Origin of the sequence: Klebsiella sp. SWET4, assembly GCF_024296565.1 — a bacterium.
Lineage (GTDB): Bacteria > Pseudomonadota > Gammaproteobacteria > Enterobacterales > Enterobacteriaceae > Klebsiella > Klebsiella variicola.
Map to the genome: position 1 here is coordinate 29745 of NZ_JANCOB010000015.1, position 22852 is coordinate 52596.

23 protein-coding genes are annotated in these 22852 nt (G+C 55.8%); 14 read left to right on the forward strand and 9 right to left on the reverse strand.

Annotation, left to right across the window (positions count from 1 at the left end; genetic code table 11):
- The first annotated feature begins 15 nt into the window (after nt 1-15).
- The 7 genes from NKJ21_RS24420 to NKJ21_RS24450 are packed head-to-tail and all read left to right on the forward strand — an operon-like array spanning nt 16 to nt 4876.
- Nucleotides 16-996, forward strand: a complete 981-nt coding sequence (locus NKJ21_RS24420) for a 6-phosphofructokinase (RefSeq protein ID WP_008807898.1) — start codon at nt 16-18, stop codon at nt 994-996.
- Between the two features lie 11 nt (nt 997-1007).
- The gene (locus tag NKJ21_RS24425; protein ID WP_004151864.1) at nt 1008-1322 is read left to right on the forward strand and encodes a PTS sugar transporter subunit IIB; all 315 of its coding nucleotides are present in this window, start codon (nt 1008-1010) and stop codon (nt 1320-1322) included.
- Nucleotides 1315-2682, forward strand: coding sequence for a PTS sugar transporter subunit IIC (locus NKJ21_RS24430; RefSeq protein WP_004203642.1), 1368 nt, complete (start codon nt 1315-1317; stop codon nt 2680-2682). Before NKJ21_RS24425 ends, NKJ21_RS24430 begins: the two co-directional genes overlap by 8 nt.
- A complete protein-coding gene (locus NKJ21_RS24435; protein ID WP_008807896.1) occupies nt 2669-3511 on the forward strand; it encodes a class II fructose-bisphosphate aldolase in 843 nt (280 codons plus the stop codon). Before NKJ21_RS24430 ends, NKJ21_RS24435 begins: the two co-directional genes overlap by 14 nt.
- 58 nt (nt 3512-3569) lie before the next feature.
- On the forward strand, nt 3570-3839 hold the full coding sequence (locus NKJ21_RS24440; protein ID WP_002882858.1) for a hypothetical protein: 270 nt from the start codon (nt 3570-3572) through the stop codon (nt 3837-3839).
- Nucleotides 3840-3848: 9 nt separating this feature from the next.
- Entirely contained in the window at nt 3849-4286 is a 438-nt protein-coding gene (locus tag NKJ21_RS24445) for a PTS sugar transporter subunit IIA (protein ID WP_008807895.1), read from the forward strand.
- Complete coding sequence (locus NKJ21_RS24450) at nt 4283-4876, forward strand: ATPase AAA (RefSeq protein ID WP_008807894.1); 594 nt, start codon at nt 4283-4285, stop codon at nt 4874-4876. Before NKJ21_RS24445 ends, NKJ21_RS24450 begins: the two co-directional genes overlap by 4 nt.
- Here the strand turns inward: NKJ21_RS24450 and NKJ21_RS24455 are convergent.
- Entirely contained in the window at nt 4873-5196 is a 324-nt protein-coding gene (locus NKJ21_RS24455) for an AzlD domain-containing protein (protein WP_008807893.1), read from the reverse strand. The genes NKJ21_RS24450 and NKJ21_RS24455 overlap by 4 nt on opposite strands.
- A complete protein-coding gene (locus NKJ21_RS24460) occupies nt 5196-5855 on the reverse strand; it encodes an AzlC family ABC transporter permease (protein ID WP_008807892.1) in 660 nt (219 codons plus the stop codon). Before NKJ21_RS24460 ends, NKJ21_RS24455 begins: the two co-directional genes overlap by 1 nt.
- Nucleotides 5856-5955: 100 nt before the next feature.
- Here NKJ21_RS24460 and NKJ21_RS24465 point away from each other — a divergent pair, with 100 nt between their 5' ends.
- The 7 genes from NKJ21_RS24465 to NKJ21_RS24495 all read left to right on the forward strand — a co-directional run bounded on the left by NKJ21_RS24465 (nt 5956) and on the right by NKJ21_RS24495 (nt 15460).
- A complete protein-coding gene (locus NKJ21_RS24465) occupies nt 5956-6504 on the forward strand; it encodes a helix-turn-helix domain-containing protein (protein WP_002882865.1) in 549 nt (182 codons plus the stop codon).
- Nucleotides 6505-6591: 87 nt separating this feature from the next.
- Complete coding sequence (locus NKJ21_RS24470; protein WP_239270727.1) at nt 6592-7587, forward strand: substrate-binding domain-containing protein; 996 nt, start codon at nt 6592-6594, stop codon at nt 7585-7587.
- 115 nt (nt 7588-7702) lie between these two features.
- Entirely contained in the window at nt 7703-9826 is a 2124-nt protein-coding gene (locus NKJ21_RS24475; protein ID WP_016162040.1) for an alpha-galactosidase, read from the forward strand.
- A gap of 41 nt (nt 9827-9867) precedes the next feature.
- Nucleotides 9868-11133 (forward strand): MFS transporter, encoded by a 1266-nt coding sequence (locus tag NKJ21_RS24480; protein WP_023296852.1) that lies wholly within the window; start codon nt 9868-9870, stop codon nt 11131-11133.
- Nucleotides 11134-11512: 379 nt separating this feature from the next.
- Nucleotides 11513-12523 carry a LacI family DNA-binding transcriptional regulator gene (locus tag NKJ21_RS24485; protein ID WP_004187910.1) on the forward strand — a complete coding sequence of 337 codons (1011 nt, stop codon included), beginning with the start codon at nt 11513-11515 and terminating at the stop codon, nt 12521-12523.
- A 70-nt stretch (nt 12524-12593) separates the two neighbouring features.
- On the forward strand, nt 12594-13982 hold the full coding sequence (locus NKJ21_RS24490; protein WP_004187899.1) for a glycoside-pentoside-hexuronide (GPH):cation symporter: 1389 nt from the start codon (nt 12594-12596) through the stop codon (nt 13980-13982).
- 104 nt (nt 13983-14086) lie between these two features.
- Entirely contained in the window at nt 14087-15460 is a 1374-nt protein-coding gene (locus NKJ21_RS24495; RefSeq protein ID WP_004187898.1) for a NosD domain-containing protein, read from the forward strand.
- A gap of 90 nt (nt 15461-15550) precedes the next feature.
- Here NKJ21_RS24495 and rhaM read toward each other — a convergent pair whose 3' ends face one another.
- From rhaM to rhaD, 7 genes are all read right to left on the reverse strand, one after another.
- Nucleotides 15551-15865, reverse strand: a complete 315-nt coding sequence (rhaM, locus tag NKJ21_RS24500; protein ID WP_004181618.1) for an L-rhamnose mutarotase — start codon at nt 15863-15865, stop codon at nt 15551-15553.
- A complete protein-coding gene (gene fucO, locus NKJ21_RS24505; RefSeq protein WP_239270726.1) occupies nt 15862-17010 on the reverse strand; it encodes a lactaldehyde reductase in 1149 nt (382 codons plus the stop codon). Before fucO ends, rhaM begins: the two co-directional genes overlap by 4 nt.
- Nucleotides 17011-17167: 157 nt before the next feature.
- The gene (locus NKJ21_RS24510; protein WP_022064611.1) at nt 17168-18172 is read right to left on the reverse strand and encodes an ABC transporter permease; all 1005 of its coding nucleotides are present in this window, start codon (nt 18170-18172) and stop codon (nt 17168-17170) included.
- Nucleotides 18169-19176 carry an ABC transporter permease gene (locus tag NKJ21_RS24515; protein WP_023323427.1) on the reverse strand — a complete coding sequence of 336 codons (1008 nt, stop codon included), beginning with the start codon at nt 19174-19176 and terminating at the stop codon, nt 18169-18171. Before NKJ21_RS24515 ends, NKJ21_RS24510 begins: the two co-directional genes overlap by 4 nt.
- Nucleotides 19173-20684 (reverse strand): sugar ABC transporter ATP-binding protein, encoded by a 1512-nt coding sequence (locus NKJ21_RS24520; RefSeq protein ID WP_012543274.1) that lies wholly within the window; start codon nt 20682-20684, stop codon nt 19173-19175. Before NKJ21_RS24520 ends, NKJ21_RS24515 begins: the two co-directional genes overlap by 4 nt.
- Nucleotides 20685-20830: 146 nt before the next feature.
- Nucleotides 20831-21817 carry a rhamnose ABC transporter substrate-binding protein gene (rhaS, locus tag NKJ21_RS24525; RefSeq protein ID WP_008807884.1) on the reverse strand — a complete coding sequence of 329 codons (987 nt, stop codon included), beginning with the start codon at nt 21815-21817 and terminating at the stop codon, nt 20831-20833.
- Between the two features lie 81 nt (nt 21818-21898).
- The gene (gene rhaD / locus NKJ21_RS24530; protein WP_008807883.1) at nt 21899-22729 is read right to left on the reverse strand and encodes a rhamnulose-1-phosphate aldolase; all 831 of its coding nucleotides are present in this window, start codon (nt 22727-22729) and stop codon (nt 21899-21901) included.
- Nucleotides 22730-22852: the final 123 nt, after the last annotated feature.

The window sequence follows — 22852 nt, forward strand, 5'->3', positions numbered from 1 at the left end:
GAGCGAGGAAGCGTCATGAAAATTGGCATCGTTATTAGCGGCGGGGATGTTTCGGGAATGAATAATTTTATATTCCAGGTAGCCAGGCAGGCTAATGCCGATATCACGCTGTTTAATGGCGGTATTCCAGGGCTACTGGAGAAAAGTCATCAGGATATGGCGTGGCGCGATCTGGTTGATTTCTCCATTACCGCGGTGCCGATCATTACCTCGGGGCGAACCAGTCGCAAACTGCAGCGCAGTGAATATGAAAGCATTGCTAAAAAACTTAAATCTCTGCGTATTGATGTGCTCATTATGGCCGGGGGGGATGGCAGCCTGCAGTTTCTGAATACCCTTAGTGAATTTGAGATTAATTGCTTTGGTGTCGGGATGACTATCGATAATGATGTGTATGGCAGTGATTATACGATTGGTTTTTCCACGGCCTGCGAGCAAATTATTAAAGAAGTCTCCCGTTTAAGAAATACCGGAAGAGCGCTGCCGGGTCGGGTTTTTATGGTTGAGATATTAGGAGGCTATTGTGGAGAACTAACGTTACAGTCCGCCATTAAATGTAATGCTGATATTGCCCTGATCCCGGAGGCACAGATGCCGCTGACCATGCTTGCGGAACGGATTACCCGGAAGCTGAGCATGCAAAATAGCGTCGTGATCCTCTGCTCAGAAGGCTATACCAAAGAGTACTCTCCCGGCTTTCAGGGGGCGATTGATACCATGATTAAACAGCTGGAACCACAAATAGGTGTCCGTATCCGTAAAACGATCGTCGGCTATGGTTTACGCAGCGGTGATCCAACCTGTGAAGAGATTTATCAGGGTACCATTATGGCCAGTGAAGTGGTTCGCTGTATTCAGTCAGGTATGAAAAATAAAGCCATAATAATTAATTCCAGTAACAAACCAATTCCGATTGATCTAGTCAGTATGAAAAAACGTCTGGTCGATACTGAAGGACATCATTATAAACTTGCCAAGCAACTCAATATTATTTGAGGAGACCCTCCATGCTGAAAATTTTATGCGTATGTGGCTGCGGCCTCGGTTCAAGCTTTGCCATTGAAATGACGGCGAAGGCAGTTTTAAAGAAGCTGGAAATTCCCGCTCATATTGAACACACCACCGTTTCCGAAGCTGGGGCCTTTAAATCGGATATGATTCTGACGCAAAAAACCTTTGCCGACATCTTAACCGCCGATGCCAGTGAAGAAGAAATTAAACGTGTCGTGGTATTGAATAAACTTACTGATAAAGAGGAGATTGAAACCAAGATCGTCGCATTCTTAAAAGAACGTCATCTGAAGGTGGCTGATTATGAATAGCTTCGTTGCGTTTATCGTTAAGGATTTACTCGGCCAGGCATCCATCCTTATTGCTTTTATTGCCATGCTTGGCCTGATCCTGCAAAAGAAATCGCCAGGCAAAACCGCGGAAGGGACATTTAAAACGCTGCTCGGTTTCTTAATTATGATGGCCGGGATAAACATCATTGTCGCCACCCTGACCTTCCTGAATGATATCTTCACCCAGGGGTTTGGCATGAAAGGCTATATTACCGATGTGGCCGCCATCGCCGGGTTAGCGAATCGGGAATTAGGTTCGGAAGTGGCGCTGACGCTGCTGGTGATCTTTGCTGTCAACATTATTATCGCCCGTCTGACGCCGCTAAAATATATTTTCCTGACCGGCCAGGCGCTGCTGTGGATGGCGACAATTGGGGCTGTGATTGGCTATAAGTCCGGGCTCACTGGCGTACCGCTGATTTTAACCGGGGGTATCTTCGGCGGTGTGATGGCGGTCTTAATGCCGGCCCTGGCTCAGCCGGTGGTCAGGCGCATTACCGGGTCTGACGATGTGGCCCTGGGGCACTTCTGTACCATCGGCTATCTGGTGCAGGCTGCGGTCGCTAAAGTTGTCGGAAAAGGCTCTCGCTCCACGGAAGATCTCGAACTGCCTGATAACTTTAAGTTTCTGCAGGATACCTATCTGGCCATGGCGGTGGTGATGGTGCCGATGTATCTCATCCCGGCTATTGCGGCGGGGCCGCAGTACATCGCGCAATTCTCCGGCGGCATTAATTACCTGATGTATGCCTTCATGCAGTCCATTCAGTTTGTCGCCGGGGTCTTTGTCCTCTATAGCGGTGTGCGTTTATTACTCAATGAGCTGGTGCCGGCTTTTCGCGGTATCGCGATGCGTATTGTCCCGGATGCAAAGCCTGCTCTCGATTGCCCGGTGCTGTTTCCCTATGCGCCAAATGCGGTGATTGTCGGATTTCTGGCGACGACTGTCGGCTCGATTATCGGCATGCTGGTTTTCCCGATGTTCGGTCTGGCGATGATCCTCCCCGGGCTGTTAACCAACTTTTTCGCCGGCGGTACGGCAGGGGTATTTGGTAATGCGCTGGGCGGACGTCGCGGGGCGATGATCGGCGGGGTTATCCACGGACTGTTTATCACTTTTCTGCCGGCTATTCTGGTGCCCATGCTGGAGAGCTACGGCTTTACGGGCGTCACCTTCAGCGATTCTGACGTCATCAGCTCCGGTCTGGTATTAGGCCACGCCTTCCAGAATAACTGGCTCTTTGTCGCCTTGTTTATTGTGTTTGTCGCCGCACTGGCATGGTTTGTAAACGGTAAATCCGCTAAGCCGAAAGGGGAAAATGTTCATGAGTCTGTATAATTTTAATGAGATTTTAAACATCGCTCAGGAAAGAAATTTTAAAGCGATTGGCTCGTTTAACTTGCACTGTATTGAGATGTTACCGGCTTTTTTCAAAGCCGCGCAAAACAGCCACAGCCCATTAATGATCCAAATATCAACCGGTACCGCAGAGTATCTGGGGTATCGGTTACTGGTCGATGCCGTGCGTTCATTAGCAGACAGTGAAAATATCCCGACCTGCCTGCACCTCGATCACTGCTCCGATATTAAAGCCATCGAGACGGCAATGAATGCGGGCTTTTCTTCGGTGATGTACGACGGGTCTCACTTAAGCCTCGAGGAAAATATCGGTAACACGCGGATTGTGGTGGAAATGGCTCGGCCGCGGAATATTACGGTAGAAGGTGAGCTGGGGGCGATCGGCGGGTCAGAGGATGGAAAAGCGGTGGCTGCCGAAGATATCTGTTTTACTACCGTCGACGACGCGAAACGTTTTGTGGAGGAGACGCAGGTCGATATGCTGGCCGTCTCGGTGGGCACTGTGCATGGCCTGTACACCGGTAAAGCGCAGATACAGCATGCGCGGCTGAAGGCGATAAGCGAAGCGACTGGCGTGCCGCTGGTGCTGCATGGCGGCACAGGCGTTAGTGACGACGATATGCGGCTGGCCGTCACTGAAGGGATTAATAAAGTGAACGTCGGAACGGAAATGAACGTGCAGTGGGTCGACCGCTGTAAATCAACGTTCGAGAAAGGAAAAGTAAATGACAGCGTACGGAAATTTTTAATTCCCGCCAACCAGGCAGTGACTGCCGTATTAATGGAAAAAATGGCGCTATTTAAATAGCGTTTTTACCGACACATATCTTTTGTTGCCCTGTCTTCCGCCAGGGAGGGAGCTTGCTATGTTTGAATCATTGAAAACGCTGTGGAAAAAAGAGCAAAACCCGCTACAGGATTATGATCAACAGTCCCGTCAGCTGGCGGAAGAGATCGCCAGACTGGAAGGCGAATTACAGCGCCAGCCCGATAATAGCGACGTGCAAAAAACATTGATGTTGACTTACAACCGGGCATTATCGGTATATGCCAAGAGTAAGAGCCACCGGCAGGATATCGATGCGCTGTTTCTGCAGATTGATAATTTACGCAATATTATTCGTCGCAATATCTAGGAACAGAGAATGACCATAAAAGAACTGCTTATTGAGGCCGATGCCATTCAGGTTGGCGTTGTGGAATCCGACTGGCAGCGGGTAATAAAGTTGGCTGCCCGCCCGCTGGAGGCGAAAGGCTTTATTTCGGCGGAATATAGCCAGGCGGTGATCGATAATACCTTGAATCATGGCGCTTATTACGTTTTTGATGAAGGGATTGCCATCCCCCATGCCCGCCCCGAGTGCGGCGTCAGACGCAACTGCTTTAGCCTGGTGGTGCTGAAAAAGCCCATCCCGTTTGCGGACAGTGAAAAGGCGGACATTGTTATTATGTTTGGTGCCCGGGACAGCAATGCGCATATCGAGGAGGGCATCCGTTCCATCGTCGCGCTGCTGGATAACAATGACACCATGGCCAAACTGCGGACGGCCCGCAGCCGGGAGGAGGTCGTCGCATTACTATGAACAGACATCTGACCCCAGGCTGCAAAACGGCCATATTAATCAACGGCATTCCGGCGTCGGGGAAGAGCACCATCACCCGTTTGCTGGCGGAGACCTTTAGCCTGCCAGTGTTGACGATCGACGGCATCAAAGAGCCGTTTATGGCGCGCCTGGCCCCTGTCGACCGGCCGATGAATCGCCAGCTGGGCTGTGCGGCGTATGAGGTGATTTGGTCGATTGTCGGCGCGTCGCCTGCCAGCATGGTTTGGTTGATCGACGCCTGGTTCGGTTTTCAGCCGCGGGAGACCTTGCAGAGACTGCTACAGCAGGCGGGCGTGGAGCAGGTAATTGAGATCTGGAACCATATTACCCCGGAGCTGGCCGTCGCACGCTATGCCTCGCGGCTGGCGACGCGGCCGCCGGGCCACCCCGGCGAGGAGTATCTGCCGGAGCTGGCCCAGCTGGCCGGGCGGGCGCAGCCCATGTCTTTAGGGCCCGTATTGACGATAGACCAGCGGTATCCGCTGGAGATAAAACCGATTATTCACTGGCTTGAAGGCACGATCGCTGGAAAGCACGCCGGTTTGGCGGATTACGCTTACCCGCCCTAAGGCATACCCGCCAGGCGCAGCAGCGCGGTCACCACGGCGGCGGCGATAATCACGCCGATCAGCGGGACCTTGCGCCAGGCGAGGAACACGGCGACAGCCACACCCAGAACGCGCGCCATGCCGGCGAAATGCGCCCCTTCATAGAAGGTGGTGGCCAGGGCGACGGAAAAAAGCAGCACCGTCGCCGCATCGGAAAGCAGCGCCTGCGAGCGCTCGGAAAATGCCAGCCGATTGCCGAGCTTCGCGCCGCCGAGGCGCATCAGATAGGTTCCCAGCGACAGGATGGCGATACCGGCGATAAACAGCGTCATATTGCCCATTATTTTTTCCTCGACAGTAAACCAAACAGCGAAAGCAGCACCGGCAGCCCGGTGGGCACAAACGGTACGGCGGCAAGCGCCAGTGCGGCGCCGCTGGCGGCGCGGATCAGCGTAGTGCGGTTTTTAAAGGCCGGGATCACCAGCGCCAGCAGGATCGCCGGGAAGACCGCATCAAGCCCGATGGTTTCCGGCGCTGGCAGCAGTTTGCCGACGGCCGCGCCGGTTAGCGTGCCGAGGGGCCAGATCAGCGCGACGCCGGCGCCGCACAGCCAGTAGGCCGCTTTGCGCTGCGCAGGGGTGGGCTGCGACAAGCCAAAGACCACGCTCTCGTCGTTCATAATGTGGCACCCGATAAAGCTTAAGGCGCGCCGACCAACCAGTTCGCGCACGGTCACTCCGAACGGGATATGGCGCGCGTTGACTAACAGGCCAGCGGCAGCGGCGGCCAGTGGGCTACCGCCGCTGGCGATAATGCCGATAAACATGAATTCAGAAGCGCCTGCCAGCACGGACACCGAAAGCAAGAGCGGCACCCATAAAGGGAAGCCGTAAGCCACCGCCAGCGACCCATAGGACATGCCCACCACCCCGACGGCAAGGCAGACCAAAACGATCGCTTTTATCGTGTCTCCGCTGAGACTGGAGAGAGTTTGTTTCATATCATTTAGCCATATCGAACGAATTTCCATTATAATGAACACATAATAATCGTTTTTCAAGGCGAACGAATCGTTCGATATAAAAAACAAAGGGGCGGGTATGACACAGCCAATCAGCGTTATTGCCAAAAGCCTGGTGCGGGAGCGGGCGCGGACCGGTCTCTCGCTGGCGGAAGTCGCGCGTCGGGCGGGTATCGCAAAATCCACGCTATCGCAACTGGAGTCCGGCAACGGCAATCCGAGTCTGGAAACGCTGTGGTCGCTCTGCGTGGCGCTGGATATCCCGTTTGCCCGCCTGCTTGAGCCGCAGGTGAACAAAACGCAGGTGATCCGCCGCGGAGAGGGGACAAAGGTGGTGGCGGAGCAGGCGAACTATCAGGCCATTTTGCTGGCCGCTTGTCCACCCGGCGCGCGTCGGGACATCTATTTACTGTTAACCCAGCCCGGTGCCGATCGTATTTCGCATCCGCATCCGCCAGGCTCGGTGGAACATATTATCGTCACCCAGGGGCGGGCGCGGGTAGGGCTGACGTCGGCGCCGGAAGAGCTCGGCGAGGGCGACTATATCTGCTACCCGGCGGATCAGGAGCATGTTTTTCAGGCGCTGGAGCCGGATACGCAGGCTCTGCTGATCGCTGAGCAAAACTGACATCGCGTCGGCGGGGGACGCGCGCTCGCTGGACGTCATAGCCATATTGCGGGAAACTAGCTTTCCTATGCGAAAACAGGGATTTTTATGTCGCTGAAAGCCATTGCCAAACAACTTGGGATCTCCGTCACGACCGTCAGCCGGGCGTTGAACGGCTATGACGATGTGTCACAGGAGACCCGCGCCCGGGTTGAGGCTGAAGCGCAGCGCCGGGGCTATCGCCCCAACACTTTCGCCCGCCGTCTGAAAATGGGCACCATTGATGCCGTTGGTCTTGTCTTCCCTGTCCGCCCCGCGCCGCTCAACAATAACGTTTTTCTCGAGATGGTTGGGGAGATCAGCCATGAGCTGGCGCGCCATGACATTGATTTGTTGCTGATCGCCGATGATGAACAGGCGGATAAACATGGCTATATGCGCATGGTGCAGGGCCGTCGCGTCGACGCTTTAATCGTGGCCCATACCCTGGATGACGATCCGCGGTTGGCGCAGCTGCAGGACTCTGGCTTTCCGTTTCTGGCGCTCGGCCGTAGCCGCCTGGCGCAGCCCTACGCCTGGTTTGATTTCGATAACTATGCCGGCACCTGCCGCGCCACCCGCCATCTAATTCAACAGGGCCACCAGCGTATCGCGCTGTTGGGCGAGAACAACAATCAGGCGTTTATTTTGCAACGGCGTAACGGCTACCTCGATGCTCTGCGCGAGGCGGGGTTATCCGATGCGTGGCTGCGTAGCGTGCCGGCGACGCGCCGCGGCGGCTATCAGGCCACGCTGGAGCTGCTGCGTCTGCCGGAGCCGCCCACCGCGATCATCACCGACTGCAACACCCATGGCGATGGCGCCGCCATGGCGCTCGCCCATCTGGGCCGTTTAACCGGCGACAACCGCGTCGCCCTGGTGGTGTATGACGGGCTGCCGCAGGACAGCATCATAGAGACCGATGTCGCCGCGGTGATCCAGTCCACGCGCCAGGGCGTGGGGCGGCAGATTGCCGATATGGTCCGCCGCTTAATTGCTGGCGAGGATCTGGCCTCGCTGCAGGTGCTATGGCAGCCGGAATTTTTCCCGGGTGAAACTGCCTGACCTGACCCCTTTTTAACCCGTAATTCTGAAGCCGATCACGGATCCGAAACGTTTTGGTTGGCATCCGAAACGTTTCGGATCAACAGTAAGACATTCCTTGTTATGGAGATGTCTGATGTCTGATTCGCTGATTCACCTGCAAAGCGCCGGTGCCGATGTTGTCATTAAAACTCGCCCTTTCGCCGAAATTGTCTACTGGGGGCCACATTTAAGCCACTTTTCACCGCAGGATGCCGACAGCCTGACGCGCCCGGTCGCCAACGGCAGACTGGATGTCGATTCGCCAGTGACCTTAATGGCGGAGCTGGGCCATGGCCTGTTTGGCGCGCCGGGCATTGAAGGCCATCGTCAGGGTCTGGATGCCTCTCCGCTGTTCACCACCAGCGAAGTGCGGCACGAGGGCCAGACGCTGACCCTGGTCAGCGAAGATCCACAGGCCGGCCTGCGTCTGCACAGCGAGATCGCGCTGGATGCCAGCGGCGTGCTGATCGTGCGCCATGGCGTGACCAATCTGCGCGCCAGCCCATGGCAGGTGGATCGCCTGGCGGTCACATTGCCGGTCGCCGAACGCGCTCGCGAGGTGATGGCTTTCCATGGCCGCTGGATCCGCGAGTTCCAGCCTCACCGCCTGACGCTGGAGCACGACAGCTTTGTGCTGGAGAACCGCCGCGGGCGCACCTCTCACGAACATTTCCCGGCCCTGATCACCGGCAGCCGCGCCTTTAGCGAGATGCAGGGTGAAGTCTGGGGCGTACATCTGGCCTGGAGCGGTAACCATCGCCTGCGGGCAGAGGTGAAAACCGATGGCCGCCGCTATCTGCAGGCCGAGGCGCTCTATCTGCCGGGCGAAATGGCGCTGGCGGAAGGGGAAACCTTGTGGACGCCGTACCTGTATGCCAGCTACTCGGCGAACGGGCTGAACGGCATGAGCCAGCAGTTCCATCGTTATCTGCGCGAACGGATTATTCGCTTCCCGGGCAACAAGCCGCGCCCGGTGCATCTCAACACCTGGGAGGGGATCTATTTCGACCACGACCCGGACTACATCATGCGCATGGCGGATGAAGCGGCGGCGCTGGGCGTCGAGCGCTTTATTATCGATGACGGCTGGTTTAAAGGGCGCAACGACGACTGGGCGGCGCTTGGGGACTGGTATCTTGATGAGAAAAAATACCCCTACGGCCTGACGCCGGTTATCGATCATGTGAAATCGCTGGGGATGGAATTCGGTATCTGGGTGGAGCCGGAAATGATTAACCCGGATTCCGATCTGTACCGGGCGCACCCGGACTGGGTGCTGGCGCTGCCGGGCTATACCCCGCTGACCGGCCGCCATCAGTTTGTCCTGAACCTCAACATTCCGGAAGCGTTTGATTATCTGCTGGAGCGGATGAGCTGGCTGCTGGGCGAGCACGCGGTGGACTACGTGAAGTGGGATATGAACCGCGAGCTGGTGCAGCCTGGGCATCAGGGACGCGCCGCCGCGGACGCGCAAACGCGCCAGTTCTACCGCCTGCTGGATACACTGGTGGCCCGTTTCCCGCACATTGAATTTGAATCCTGCTCCTCCGGGGGCGGACGCATCGATTATGAAGTCCTCAAGCGCAGCCATCGCTTCTGGGCGTCTGACAACAATGACGCCCTTGAGCGCAACACTATCCAGCGCGGCATGAGCTACTTCTTCCCGCCGGAGGTGATGGGCGCGCACATCGGTAATCGCCACTGTCATGCCACCTTCCGCCAGCACAGTATTGCCTTCCGCGGCCTGACGGCGCTGTTTGGTCATATGGGACTTGAGCTGGACCCGGTGAGCGCTGATGAAGAAGAGCGCGCCGGATACCGGAAATATGCGGCCTTGCATAAACAGTGGCGCGACGTGATCCATCACGGCGTGCAGTGGCGGATGGATATGCCGGACGCTACCACCCTTGCCCATGGCGTCGTCAGTCCGGATAAAGCGCAGGCAATTTTCCTCGTCAGCCAGCTGGCGATGCCGGACTACACCCTGATGGCGCCGCTGCGCCTGGCGGGGCTGGAGGCGAACGCCCGCTATCAGGTGACGCTCCTCGATCATCCGAACATTCAGATCACCGGCGAGGGCGGCCACACCATGCGGAAGCTGCCGGCATGGATGACGACGCCGCAGACGGTGAGCGGTGAGTGGCTACAGCAGGCGGGGCTGGCGCTGCCCATCCTCGACCCGGAAAGCGCCATTCTGATTGGCCTGCAACGCGTGTGATGGTATCGGGCCGCGTCGCGGCCCTTCTTGAGGAAAATATAATGAACCCGACCGTCTGTACCCACAAAAACAACCCCAACTTCTGGATTTTCGGGCTGTTCTTCTTTCTCTACTTCTTCATCATGGCCACCTGCTTTCCGTTTCTGCCGATCTGGCTGTCGGACGTCATCGGCCTGAATAAAACCGAAACCGGCCTCGTTTTCTCCAGCCTGTCGCTGTTTGCCATCTGTTTCCAGCCGGTCCTCGGGGTGATCTCTGACAAGCTGGGGCTGAAAAAACACCTGATGTGGATCGTGACCGTTCTGCTGGTGCTGATTGCTCCCTTCTTCCTCTATGTTTTCGCTCCGCTGCTGAAAACCAACATCTGGCTCGGGGCGCTGAGCGGCGGCGCCTATATCGGCTTTGTATTCTCCGCAGGCGCCGGCGCGATGGAGGCCTATATCGAACGGGTAAGCCGCAACAGCGGTTTTGAATACGGCAAGGCGCGCACCTTTGGCTGTCTGGGATGGGCGCTGTGCGCGACCACCGCCGGAATGCTGTTCAGCATTAATCCCGAATGGGTATTCTGGATGGGGTCGGCCGCCGCGCTGCTGCTGGTGGTACTGGTGGCCATCGCCAAACCGCAGGCCAGTCAGTCCGCGCAGGTGATGGATTCGCTCGGCGCCAATCGCCCGGCGATCGATTTAAAAACGGCGGTGCGCATGTTCCGCCAGCGTAAGATGTGGATGTTTATTCTGTATGTCATCGGCGTGGCCTGCGTGTATGACGTTTTTGATCAGCAGTTCGCCACCTTTTTTAAATCGTTCTTCGCGACCCCGGAAGCGGGCACCCGCGCCTTTGGTTTCGCCACCACCGCGGGAGAAATATGTAACGCCATCATTATGTTCAGCTCGCCGTGGATTATTAACCGCATCGGGGCGAAGAATACCCTGCTGATCGCCGGGATGGTGATGGCGGCAAGAATGATTGGCTCTTCCTTCGCCACTACGGCCGCGGAAGTCATAGCGTTGAAAATGCTCCATGCGCTGGAGGTGCCGTTCCTGCTGGTGGGCGCCTTTAAATACATTACCGGTGTGTTTGATGTCCGGCTGTCGGCGACCATTTACCTGGTGGGCTTCCAGTTCGCCAAGCAGGTGGCGGCGATCTTCCTCTCCGCCTTCGCCGGCAATATGTACGATCGGATCGGCTTTCAGGATACCTATATGATCCTCGGCGGTATTGCCCTGACGGTTACCTTAATCTCAGCGTTTACGTTAGCGGGTAAGGCGAAAACCGAGCCGCTTCGGGATAATGCGATGATTGTTTAATCTCCGAAATTTCATGGCACAGGAATGTGCCTGAAAGATAAGAAAGTTGACATGTTAAATATGAGAAACACATGAAAGGGCTATGGGTTATTTTTCTTCAGTAAAGAAGTATTAATACTTGTATAGCTAACCCCCTCATCCCCGTGATGAGGGGTAATGATATAATCACTCCTCTGTTTTCCTGCCTAAAAATATTGATATCTTTTGAGTTCATTAATTTCTCTCAAGGAACGTAAATGAATAACGATGGCCAGTAAAATAAAAATGCGAGGCCAGAGTATGGATCTATGTAACGCAGCAACATGTGAACTGGATTACATTCTTGGCAGAGATCACAATTTATAGTGAACACCATTGTTAGAGGGTATGTTCAATCATCATGGCATCTATTAAAGACGTAGCGAAAAGAGCTGGGGTCTCGACGGCAACCGTATCGCGAGTGCTCAACAATCATCCCAGCGTCGTGCCGGAAACGCGGCAGGCTGTGCGTGATGCGATGGATTATCTCTGCTATGTCCCCAGCAAAAGTTCGTTTCAGCTTAGCGGTAAATGTTCAGGGTTGATTGGTGTGGTTTTGCCTAACCTGGTGAATCCTCATTTCTGTGAACTGCTGGCGACGGTGGAAGAAGAGGCCCGGTATATCGGCAAATCGGTGATCGTTAAAACGCATCAGAATCAGCCGCAGCAGGATAAACATATTATTCTGACCTTAGTGGGGATGGGCATTGACAGTTTGCTATGGGTGCCGACAGAAGCAGAAGCCGAACTTTCAGAATGGTTAAGCATTACCCGGATCCCGGTCGCCGTCGTCACCCAGGTGTCCCGGTTCTTTAACTCCGTATCGATTAACCAGGACCGGGGGGCAGAAAGTATTGCGGAACATTTTATTCATACAGGCCATCTTTCGTTTGGCTTTGTTGCCCAGGAAGGGGTTGATAATCGTAAGGTTTCATCGTATACCAAAAAAATAGCGAGTCATGGTTTAAAACTTGCTAAAGATAATTCGTTCTGGATAGCCAAAGGAGAGGGGGAAAAGATATCAGGCCATATTAGCATTCTTGATGATATTATTGCGAAACTCAGCGATCCGAAGCGAATCTGTACATGTCTGCTAGTGTATAACGATATTGCGGCAAATTATATTATCGATGGGCTAAAAGAAAAAGGCATCTCCATTCCTGAAGATGTTGCGATTGCCAGTTTTGACAATACCTTGCTGGCACAAACTAAAAAAATAACTAGCGTTGCACAGCCGGTAAATGAAATTGCTCACCTCGCGTTTCAGATGGTGAAGCATCAACAGCAGCCGGACAGTATTGAAATGCACGAAATTGTCTCTCGGTTAATTGTTCGTGAGAGCAGCGTAAAAATTAATATTACTTCCCTGTAAGGGATATATGTTTAGAAATGGCGCGACAATTTGCGCCATGGGCTCCTTTTAACAAAAAATAGGTATATTTATGTCTGCTACCGCAATGGAAAAGCCAAGTGCTTATGAAAAGCTGGGGTTGAGGGAGAAGATCGGCTACGGGATGGGGGACGCTGGTTCAGGAATGATATGGAGTGTACTGGCGCTCTATCTGACGTGGTTTTATACCGATGTCTATGGCCTCAATGCCGGGGTGGTGGGCACATTATTCCTCGTTATTCGCATCTTTGACGCGTTTAGCGATCCGCTGATGGGGGCAATCTGCGACCGCACGGTGTCACGCTGGGGAAAATTCCGTCCATGGCTATTATGGATGGCGCTTCCGTTTGGTCTAGGCGCGGTACTGATGTTCACTACCCCAGAACTCAGCATGAACGGAAAGATTATCTATGCCTGGGTTACTTATCTGGTCATGTCGCTGATTTATACCGCGATTAATATTCCCTATTGCTCCGTCGGCGGCGTCATTACCCTCAATCAAAAAGAGCGCATGGGTTGTCTGTCATGGCGCTTTTTCCTGAATGGCCTGGCAACATTAATTATCTCCTCCTCTATTCTGCCGTTAACCGACTGGCTGGGTAACGGCGACCGCGCCTCCGGTTTCCAGCTGACCATGGTCATTATGGGCGGGGCGGCAACGCTGATGTTCCTGTTCTGCTTTTCCAGCATTAAAGAGCGGGTGGTATCGGTTAAGCAAAACGAGTCGTTGAAGAAAGACCTGCGGGATATTATCAAAAACGATCAGTGGCTCTTAATGATCTCTATTACTTTCCTGAACGTTTTTCCGGCATTTATCCGCGGTGGCGTCACTATTTATTATGCGACTTATGTCATGAAGGCGTCTGTCGGATTTATTACCTTCTTTATGGCGCTGGGCGTGGCCTGTAATATGCTGGGCAGCGTGCTTGCCAAACCGCTTACCGATCGCTTTGATAAGCTGGCGCTGTTCCGTATTATTAATATTATTCTCGGGTTTCTGTCATTGGCGCTGTGGTTTATCGATCCGCAATCGTTGACCCCGCTGATGGCGCTATTTATCGTCATTAACGTTCTGCATTTAATTCAATCTGGCCCCATTCTGTGGGCGATGATGTCCGATGTCGATGACTACGGTGACTGGAAGTTCGGTAAACGCCTGACCGGTATCTCTTTCGCGGGTAACCTTTTTATGCTCAAAATGGGGCTGGCGGTGGCTGGCGCAATCGTCGCCTGGATTCTGGCGTTTACCGGCTATATCGCTAATGAACCACAGCAAAATTCCCAGACCATTCAAGGCATTATCATGATGTTCTCACTGCTGCCGATGGTGAGTTATTTCATTAGCGCGTATCTGGTGCGCTACTTCAAGCTGAATAACGCCTTCCTTGAAAAAATCAAAGCCGATCTTGCAAAACGTGAACTGGAAAAAGGACGCGGTTAATGGGTAGGGGAGCAGTCTATCCGTATTATTTATCATTCAATATCAGTCTTAATGAAACTAGAATATTTTAAGTGATTTTCTGTTCATATCAGAGGAGGTTCTTTATGACGCATAATAATTATTATGACGTGACGCAGTGGCATATCGGTAATCCTTATAAGGATATTGGGGAGGTTATTAACAGTATTATCCTCGATATTAAAAAACGACAAACCGCAACTGATGTTAATAACGGCGGGAAACCTGGCGCCGTTATCTATATTCCGCCCGGCGATTATCATCTCAAGACACAGGTTTTTATCGATATCAGTTATTTAAAAATTATGGGTGCCGGACACGGTTTTGTCTCCTCAAGTATTCGTTTCAATACGCCGGCTGTCGAGTGGGCGTATTTGCATGATATTTGGCCGGGTGGTAGCCGTATTCTGGTCGATATTTGTGTGCATCCCGGCGATGAAGAACATGCTGGCGCTGCATTTTACGTGAAACGCAGCGGAGCGCCGCGAATTAGTTCGGTGGCGTTTGAAAACTTCTGTATTGATGGCCTGCACTTTATTGATGATGGATTGGGAAACAACGATCCGGAAAATAGCTATATTAACGGCAAAACAGGGATTTATATCGCCAGCGCTCAGGATGCTTTCCGGATTACAGGCATGGGATTTATCTATCTTGAGCATGGTCTCACGATGTACAATAGTGATGCTATGGCTATCCATAATAACTTCATCGCCGAATGCGGCAACTGCATCGAGCTTCGTGGCGCCGGACAGGCTTCTAAAATAACCGATAATCTGATTGGCGCAGGCTATAAAGGTTATTCGATTTATGCCCAAAACTTCGGTGGGTTATTGATTTCCGGTAACAATATCTTTCCGCGTGGCGCCAGCAGCGTTCATTTATCTGGCGTTGTTCGTTCTAGCGTTACTAGTAATCGATTGCACTCATTTTATCCAGGAATGTTGGTTCTTGAAAATAACTGTGCGGAGAATCTCATCGCTGCAAATCATTTTTTCCGCGATCGCGAACCCTGGCCGCCGATGCAGACCTATGACAATGGCCTGGATGATGCCTATGGTCTGCTGCATATCAATGGTAGTAATAACTCGGTTATTGCCAATCATATTTCCGAAACTATTGATATCCAGTATCTTCGGCCACAGGGAATAAAGCCGGTCATCATCCGGCTGGTTGCCGGTAAAGGAAACTACCTTGCGAATAATCATATTGTTGCGACCACGGAAGCGTCAGTGCAGCAGGCGCACCCTTCCGAAGAGGACGCTTGCTTTGCGGCTCAGGTCAGCGCTTTGCTGACGACGGATAGATTAAAAGCCCTTGATGCGGTCGCGGTGCTGGTAGAAAAAGCGTCGTCTCAAAACACGATACTTGATTGCGGCAATAGCCAACAGGTGATGATGGACAGAGCGACGAATGCCTTCAGGGCTACGCCAGCTCCCGGCAATATAGAGATGGAATAAACCGGCAGGAGACGCGACGGCGCAGAGTAAGTCGTCCTACTCAGCGCTGAAAACGGCTGCCCCACTCAGCACAGCGAGGCAGCCATGATTTCACGCCAGATAAAACACTTCTTTGAGCTCCGCGCTCAGCGGGCTGTTATCCGGGTTGCTGGGCATCACTTCGCGCATGTATTTCCACCAGCGCTGGCACACTTCCGTGCTGGCGACCGCCTCCCAGCGGGCTTCCGACTCAATCTCCACCGTCGCGAACAGCAGATGGCGTTCTTTATCGAGATAAATGGCGTAATGGTGCGCGCCGTGCGCTTTCAGCACTGCTTCCAGCTCTGGCCAGATGGGGTTATGGCGGCGCTGGTACTCCTCGTGCGCGTCGGGGTTCACCTGCATGACGAAGGCTTTACGGATCATAAGGCCTCCAGATAGAGCTCGCGAACCTCATCGCGACTGGCGGGGCGCGGGTTACACGGCGCGCACGGGTCGGCCAGCGCTTTATCCAGCCAGCCTTCGATATCGGCTTTGCTGACGCCAAGCTGGCTGAAACCCTGGGGGATCCCTACGCGTTTGCTCAGCGCGCGGATGGCGTTGATGGCCTCCATGCTGGCAGCCTCATCGTTCATGCCGCGGGTATCGACGCCCATCGCCTGCGCCACGCGGGCGAAGCGCGCCACCGCGTTCGGGCGGTTAAAGTTTTCGATGATCGGCAGTAGAATGGCGTTGCACACCCCGTGCGGCAGGTTGTGGGTGGCGCCAGGCTGATGGGCCAGGGCGTGTACCAGCCCGAGACCGGCGCTGTTGAACGCCATGCCCGCCAGGTATTGGCCAAACGCCATCTGCTCGCGGGCCTGCAGATCGTGCCCATCGTCTACCGCTTTCGGCAGCCACAGGTTAATCAGGCGAATGGCCTCGAGGGCGTTGGCGTTGGTCAGGGGATGGGCGCCAACGGAGACAAAGGCCTCGATGGCGTGGGTCAGGGCGTCCATGCCGGTGGCGGCAGTAACGGCTGGCGGGATGTCGAGCATCACGCTGGCGTCGTCGACGGCGATATCCGGGATCAGGTTCGGGTCGATAATCACCTCTTTTACCTGCCGCTCGCTATCGATAATCACGGCGTTGCTGGTCATCTCCGCCGCCGTGCCGGCGGTGGTGTTGATGGCCACCAGCGGCACGCCAGCGTTTTTCACTTTGCCGACGCCGGAGTAGGCGGTGGAGGCACCAGGGTTGGCGGTGAGGATTTTTATCGCCTTGGCGGTATCAATCGGGCTGCCGCCGCCGAAGGCGATCAGGTAATCGCAGCGGGCCGCCTGGTACGCCGCATAGCCTTGCTGCACCAGCGCTTCGGTGGGGTTGGGGAACACGTCGTCAAACAGCTGGTAAGCCATCTGCTGTTCATCCAGCGCGGAAAACAGGCTGTCTAGCAGGCCCAGCTTCACCAGCTGACCGTCGGTGACGATCAGCGCCTTGCCCCATTGTTTGCCCGCTACCAGCTTGACCATATCACCGATAGCGCCTGCGCCGTGGAGGCTGATTTTAGGTAGTGCCAACATAAAACTCATGATAATTCTCCTTAATGTTGATTTTGGAAAATCCGTTTCCCCTCACCCCAGCCCTCTCCCGCAGGGAGAGGGGGAAAACCGGTCCCGGACTACAGGCTGCCTGCGTGCGCCGGGCAGTCCCCTCTCCCTTGGGGAGAGGGCCAGGGTGAGGGGGAAATTAACATCGTCTTCGCTGCATCATCCGCCGGGTCATAATCGGCAGGGAGATCACCACGATCAGCATGGCGCCGATAATCACCGACATCACGATGCCGGGGACGTTCAGCAGGCTCAGGCCGAAGGTCACCAGCCCCATCAGAAAGGCGGCAATGATCACCCCGGGCATGCTGCCGGAGCCGCCGAGAATATTGACGCCGCCGAGCACCGCCATGGTGACAACCGCCAGCTCCCAGCCCATCGCCAGGGTGGGACGGGTACTGCCGAGCCGTGAGGTCAGCAGGACCGCCGCCAGCCCGGCCATCAGCCCGACCAGCGCGAACAGCACCAGGTTATGACGCTTAACATTGATCCCCGAAAACCAGGCGCCGGTCGGGTTATTGCCGATGGCGTAGGTCCGGCGACCAAAGTTGGTTTTATGCAGCAGGAAGGTGAAGGCGGCCGCGAGGAGGATAAACAGCGCAAACTCAAAAGAGAGCGCCCCCCACACGTAGCCCTGGCCGAACCAGGCAAAGCTCTCCGGATAGTGATTGAGCGCCTGATCGCCCAGCAGGATATAGGTGATGCCGCGATACAGGCTCATGGTGCCGATGGTGATCACAATGGACGACAGGTTAAAGCGAGTCACCAGCAAGCCGTTGAACAGGCCGCACAGCAGACCTACGCCCAGGCCGATGATCACCAGCAGCGGCGTGTCCACCCCCGCTGCCGCGCAGAAGCCCATCACCGTTGAGCTGAGCGCCATCGTCGAGGCCACCGACAGATCGATTTCCCGGGCGATAATCAGCATCGCCATCGGCAGGACGACGATCGCCTTCTCGGTAAAGGTAAAGGTCGCGTCCGAGAGGTTCCAGATATTGAGGAAGTACGGGGAAGCCACCGCGTTGCCGATAAATACCGCCAGGGTGACCGCCAGTAAAAACCCTTCCCAGCACAGCAGGCGGCGCAGCGGCGACGGCGCGGCCGGGGCGTTTTTCATCTCTTCAGATACCATCATTTTGCTCATGATTTCACCGCCTGTTTCTGTCGGGCTAACGCCGCGTTGCGCAGGATTAACCGCCCGTGACCGCGATTGCCGCGCTCGTTGAGCAGCACCGCCATGACGATCACCGCCCCGGAAATCGCCATTTGCCAGAAGGGCGAGATGCCGATCACCGGCAGGGCGTTATTGATGACCCCGAGGAACAGCGCGCCGCACAGGCAGCCCAGCACCCGTCCGCTTCCGCCCATGGTACTGATACCGCCGATCACGCAGGCCGCGACCACCTGCAGTTCAAAGCCGTTCGCCACGTCGACATAGGCGACGGCGAAGCGCGAGATCCACAGATAGCCGCAGAAGCCGGCCAGCGCGCCGGAGAGACAGAAACTGACGAACTGCATTTTTCCGGCGTTAATGCCGGTGTAGTACGCCGCCGTCGCGTTGCCGCCTGCGGTGTATAAGGCCCGGCCGGTGCGGCTGTAGCGCAGGAAATAACCCACCAGCAGCAGCGCGGCGATGGCGCACCAGCTCAGAAGCGGTAATCCCATGAGCGTGCTGCGCGGCAGACTGAGAAAATCAGCGCTCATCTGATGTGAGTTAACCCAGCCGCCGTCAGTCAGCAGGAAGATAATGCCGCGATAAATGCTCATGGTGCCCAGGGTCACCACGATGGCGGGAATGCCGAGGCGCCAGACCAGCAGGCCGTTAATCATCCCCATCAGCAGGCCCAGCAGGGTTGCCAGTGCCAGCAGCGCCACCACCGGAATACCCGGATAGTGGGCGTTAAGCAGGGCGACGATCATCCCGGTCAGCGCCAGGTTGGCGGCCATCGACAGATCGATGCCTTTGGTGAGCAACACCATCATCTGGCCGAGGGCGAGAATGATAAGGATGGCGGTATCGTTAAACATCTCCACCAGATTGCCCGGTGAAACGAACGACGGCGCCCGGCTGCCGATGGCGCCGATCATCAAAATGATGACCAAAGCCAGCAGCGCTTCGCGATGTTTAAGCCATGCGTGTCCCATCATGCCGCCTCCTGGCCGATGCCGCTGGCCGCGCTAACGATGGTTTCCGCTGTCGCTTCACCGGCCTGGTATTCGGCGACCATCAGCCCTTCGTGCATCACGATAATCCGGTCGGCCATGCCCATCACTTCCGGCAGCTCTGACGAGACCATAATCACCGCCAGTCCCTGGCTGACCAGCTCGGACATAAACTGATGCACGGCGGCTTTTGAGCCGATATCAATGCCTTTGGTCGGCTCGTCGAGGATAATCACCTCGGGATGGGTCGCCAGCCATTTGCCGATCACCACTTTCTGCTGATTGCCGCCAGAGAGGGTCTCCACCGGCTGCCGCCAGCTGAAGGCTTTAACCTGCAGGCGCGAGGCGTACTCGTCCGCCAGCCGCCATTCCCGGGCGTCGTTCAGGACGCCGTTAGGATTGAGCTTGCTGAGCTGCGGCAGACTGATGTTCTGGGCGATGGACAGGGCGATGATCGCCCCCTGTTTCTGCCGCTCTTCCGGCACGCAGACGATGCCCGCGCGGATGGCGTCGGCGGGCTGGCGAAAGCGCATGGGGCTGCCGTTCAGGCGGATCTCGCCGGAGGAGGGACGCGAGACACCGGAGAGCGCCTGCATCAGCTCGGTGCGTCCGGCGCCCACCAGGCCGTAAAAGCCGAGAATTTCGCCCTTGCGCAGGCGGAAGCTGATATGGGCAAACTCGGTAGGATGACAGAGATCGGTCACCTCCAGCACCGTTTCTCCGGGCGTGCAGCCGACTTTCGGGTAGGTTTGGGTGATCGCCCGGCCCACCATCATCGACACCATTCGCTCTTCGGTGATGTCGCTTATCGCCCCGGAGCTGACGTACACCCCATCGCGCAGGATGGTGTAATAATCGGCCAGCTCGAAAATTTCATCGAACTTATGCGAGATAAACAGGATCGCTTTGCCGTCCTGCTTCAGACGCTCAACGATGTGATAAAACTCCAGGATTTCATGCTGGGAGAGGGCGGCGGTCGGCTCATCGAGGATCACCACCTGGGCGTCGAAAGCCAGCGCCCGGGCAATCGCCACCATGTGCCGCTGGGCGATGCTGAGGGTTTTCAGCGTGGCCCGCGGGTCGATCTGGACTTCCAGCCGGGTGAGGATCTCGCTGGCTCTGCGGTGCATCGCCGGCCAGTCGAGCGTTTTTAACAGTCCCTTATACAGATACTGGCCGACGAAAATATTTTCACTGACCGAGAGTTCGTCAAACAGCACGGTTTCCTGGTGAATGGCGGTGATCCCTACCTTATGCGCCGATTCCGGCGTTGGCAGATGAATAGGGATCGCTTTATAGAGGATCTCGCCCTCTTCGGGCTGATAAATACCGGTCATCACTTTGACCAGCGTGGATTTCCCCGCGCCGTTTTCGCCGATTAAGGCGGTCACTTTGCCGGGCCAGAGATCAAGCTGCACGTTCTCAAGGGCGCGCACACCGGGAAAAATCTTGGTGATCCCCTTCAGCGACAGCAGTGGCGTTGATGCTGACATGATAGTTCTCCACAAAAATCACCCCTCACCCTAACCCTCTCCCCAAAGGGGCGTGGGAACGGTCCGGCGTCCGCTGGCCACATCGTGCAGAGGACCAGCCTTTCCCCCTCTCCCTCCGGGAGAGGGCCGGGGTGAGGGAACAAGGGTTAGAAAATTTTCGAGAACTTATCGATGTTGCTCGCATCGTAGACGAACGGCTCGGCCATCGCGCCATTCCCCTCAGCATCCAGCTTCACTTTGCCCAGCTTGCCCATACTGGCTTCGGTTTTGGTCGCCGTGCCTTTGACTAAATCGTCGGCCAGATAGGTGGCGGCGTAGCCCAGGTCAATCGGGTTCCAGATGGCGAAGCTTTTGCTGGCGCCGGACTTGATCGCGCCGGCCATTTCCGACGGCAGCCCCAGCCCGGTGACATAGACTTTGCCGATTTTGCCCTGATCCTTCACCGCCTGCGCGGCGGCAACAATGCCCACCGACGACGGCGAAACAATGACTTTCAGGTCCGGATATGATTTCAGCAGGCCCACCGCTTCGCGGTAGCTTTTATCCGACAGATCGTCCCCGTAGGCGACGGTGACCAGCTGTACGGACGGATACTGCGGCAGCACCTTTTTCATCTCCTCAATCCAGATGTTCTGGTTAGTGGAGGTTGGGGTGGCGCTTAACACGGCCACCTCGCCTTTCTCAACGTTCAGCGCCTTCAGCGCATCGGCGGCGAGCTTGACGTTGGTTTCGCCAATTAAGGCGTTATTCGAGGGGTTAAGATGGATCTGGCGGCCTGCCGGCGCCACGCCGGAGTCCCACGAGACCACCTTGATGCCGCGCTGCATCGCTTTTTTCAGCACCGGTACCACGGCGTCCGGATCGTTGGCGGAAATGGCGATCGCATCCACGCCCTGGGCGATCAACCCGTTCAGCACATCGATCTGCGCTTCGGCGGTGGTAGTGGTCGGGCCGGTGTAGATCACTTTGACATCACCTAACTCTTTGGCTGCCTGTTGGGCGCCAACGTTGGCGGCTTCGAAGAAGCCATTTCCCAGCGATTTCGCCACAAGGGCGATCTTAACTTCTGCTAAGGCGGAACCGGACAACGCCAGGGCGGCAACGGTGAGGATCAAGCTTGTCTTTGTTTTCATTGCTTTTACTCCACATGAGTTAGTTTTGTAGGGTTTGCAGGTGATGTTTCGCCCCGTCTCGGTGAGCGGGGCGCGATGTTGTTATGGATAAAGATCTAAAGCGGACTGCAGCGGCTGCACGTTGAAGCGTTTGCCAAGGGCGATAAGCTCTTCGCGGGTGATGGTCTGCTTCATCCCGCCCATGGACAAGACTTTCACCAGCACTTCGGCGGACTTCTCGGCGGTGTCGATCAGGCCGAAGGTCTCATCCAGCGTGGGGCCGCTGCCGAAGACGCCGTGGAATGGCCACAGCACCAGCGAGTGTTTTTGCATGGTTTCGGCGGTCGCCTGGCCGATTTCATCGGTGCCCGGCACCATCCACGGCAGAATGCCGACGCCGTCCGGGAAGACCACCAGACATTCGGTGCTACCTTCCCACAGCTTGCGGGTGAACAGATCGCTGTGGTTCTCCAGAACATAGGTCAGGGCGATCAGGTTGGTGGCATGGCAGTGCATGATCACCCGGTCTTTGCCGCCGGTCAGTTTGATGCGCTCGCTATGCGACAGGAAGTGTGCCGGCAGCTCGGAGGTCGGTACGGCATCCTCGGTGAGGCCCCACAGGATATGGTATCCCGCGCCATCGCTGTCGACCTTTACCACGCCGAGGTTAGCGGCCGGGTCGAGCTGGACGTTACGGAAGAATTTGCCGGAGCCGGTGACGATAAATGGCTGGTTGGCCAGGATTGGCATCGGCTGGCTGAGGGCGATGTAACGCGGTTTGGCGTGGAAATCCGCCGCATAAGGTTCGATATCCGCTTCATCCAGACGCAGCGTCAGGTTGCCGCCGTTGCGTTCGTCCCAGCCTTTCAGCCAGGCGTCGGAGGTGGCTTTGATCATGCCCTGGACGAACCAGGCGTCGATAATGGTCTGCATAGTCTTGTCTTTCCTGTTGATTCGGTGGGGGTAGCCCCTCACCCTAACCCTCTCCCCACAGGGGAGAGGGAACTGTTCGGTGCGCTCTGGCAACATCGCGCAGTTCGTAGCCCGGGTAAGGCG

Excerpts from the sequence above, each read along its gene's own strand:
- NKJ21_RS24465 (WP_002882865.1), top strand. The coding sequence starts at position 5,956 with ATGACACAGCCAATCAGCGTTATTGCCAAAAGCCTGGTGCGGGAGCGG.
- NKJ21_RS24475 (WP_016162040.1), top strand. The coding sequence starts at position 7,703 with ATGTCTGATTCGCTGATTCACCTGCAAAGCGCCGGTGCCGATGTTGTC.
- NKJ21_RS24430 (WP_004203642.1), top strand. The coding sequence starts at position 1,315 with ATGAATAGCTTCGTTGCGTTTATCGTTAAGGATTTACTCGGCCAGGCA.
- NKJ21_RS24490 (WP_004187899.1), top strand. The coding sequence starts at position 12,594 with ATGTCTGCTACCGCAATGGAAAAGCCAAGTGCTTATGAAAAGCTGGGG.
- NKJ21_RS24450 (WP_008807894.1), top strand. The coding sequence starts at position 4,283 with ATGAACAGACATCTGACCCCAGGCTGCAAAACGGCCATATTAATCAAC.
- rhaM (WP_004181618.1), bottom strand. The coding sequence starts at position 15,865 with ATGATCCGTAAAGCCTTCGTCATGCAGGTGAACCCCGACGCGCACGAG.
- NKJ21_RS24510 (WP_022064611.1), bottom strand. The coding sequence starts at position 18,172 with ATGAGCAAAATGATGGTATCTGAAGAGATGAAAAACGCCCCGGCCGCG.
- NKJ21_RS24480 (WP_023296852.1), top strand. The coding sequence starts at position 9,868 with ATGAACCCGACCGTCTGTACCCACAAAAACAACCCCAACTTCTGGATT.
- NKJ21_RS24470 (WP_239270727.1), top strand. The coding sequence starts at position 6,592 with ATGTCGCTGAAAGCCATTGCCAAACAACTTGGGATCTCCGTCACGACC.
- NKJ21_RS24495 (WP_004187898.1), top strand. The coding sequence starts at position 14,087 with ATGACGCATAATAATTATTATGACGTGACGCAGTGGCATATCGGTAAT.
- NKJ21_RS24440 (WP_002882858.1), top strand. The coding sequence starts at position 3,570 with ATGTTTGAATCATTGAAAACGCTGTGGAAAAAAGAGCAAAACCCGCTA.
- NKJ21_RS24520 (WP_012543274.1), bottom strand. The coding sequence starts at position 20,684 with ATGTCAGCATCAACGCCACTGCTGTCGCTGAAGGGGATCACCAAGATT.
- NKJ21_RS24435 (WP_008807896.1), top strand. The coding sequence starts at position 2,669 with ATGAGTCTGTATAATTTTAATGAGATTTTAAACATCGCTCAGGAAAGA.
- rhaS (WP_008807884.1), bottom strand. The coding sequence starts at position 21,817 with ATGAAAACAAAGACAAGCTTGATCCTCACCGTTGCCGCCCTGGCGTTG.
- NKJ21_RS24425 (WP_004151864.1), top strand. The coding sequence starts at position 1,008 with ATGCTGAAAATTTTATGCGTATGTGGCTGCGGCCTCGGTTCAAGCTTT.
- rhaD (WP_008807883.1), bottom strand. The coding sequence starts at position 22,729 with ATGCAGACCATTATCGACGCCTGGTTCGTCCAGGGCATGATCAAAGCC.
- NKJ21_RS24455 (WP_008807893.1), bottom strand. The coding sequence starts at position 5,196 with ATGGGCAATATGACGCTGTTTATCGCCGGTATCGCCATCCTGTCGCTG.
- NKJ21_RS24485 (WP_004187910.1), top strand. The coding sequence starts at position 11,513 with ATGGCATCTATTAAAGACGTAGCGAAAAGAGCTGGGGTCTCGACGGCA.
- NKJ21_RS24515 (WP_023323427.1), bottom strand. The coding sequence starts at position 19,176 with ATGATGGGACACGCATGGCTTAAACATCGCGAAGCGCTGCTGGCTTTG.
- fucO (WP_239270726.1), bottom strand. The coding sequence starts at position 17,010 with ATGAGTTTTATGTTGGCACTACCTAAAATCAGCCTCCACGGCGCAGGC.
- NKJ21_RS24445 (WP_008807895.1), top strand. The coding sequence starts at position 3,849 with ATGACCATAAAAGAACTGCTTATTGAGGCCGATGCCATTCAGGTTGGC.
- NKJ21_RS24460 (WP_008807892.1), bottom strand. The coding sequence starts at position 5,855 with ATGAAACAAACTCTCTCCAGTCTCAGCGGAGACACGATAAAAGCGATC.
- NKJ21_RS24420 (WP_008807898.1), top strand. The coding sequence starts at position 16 with ATGAAAATTGGCATCGTTATTAGCGGCGGGGATGTTTCGGGAATGAAT.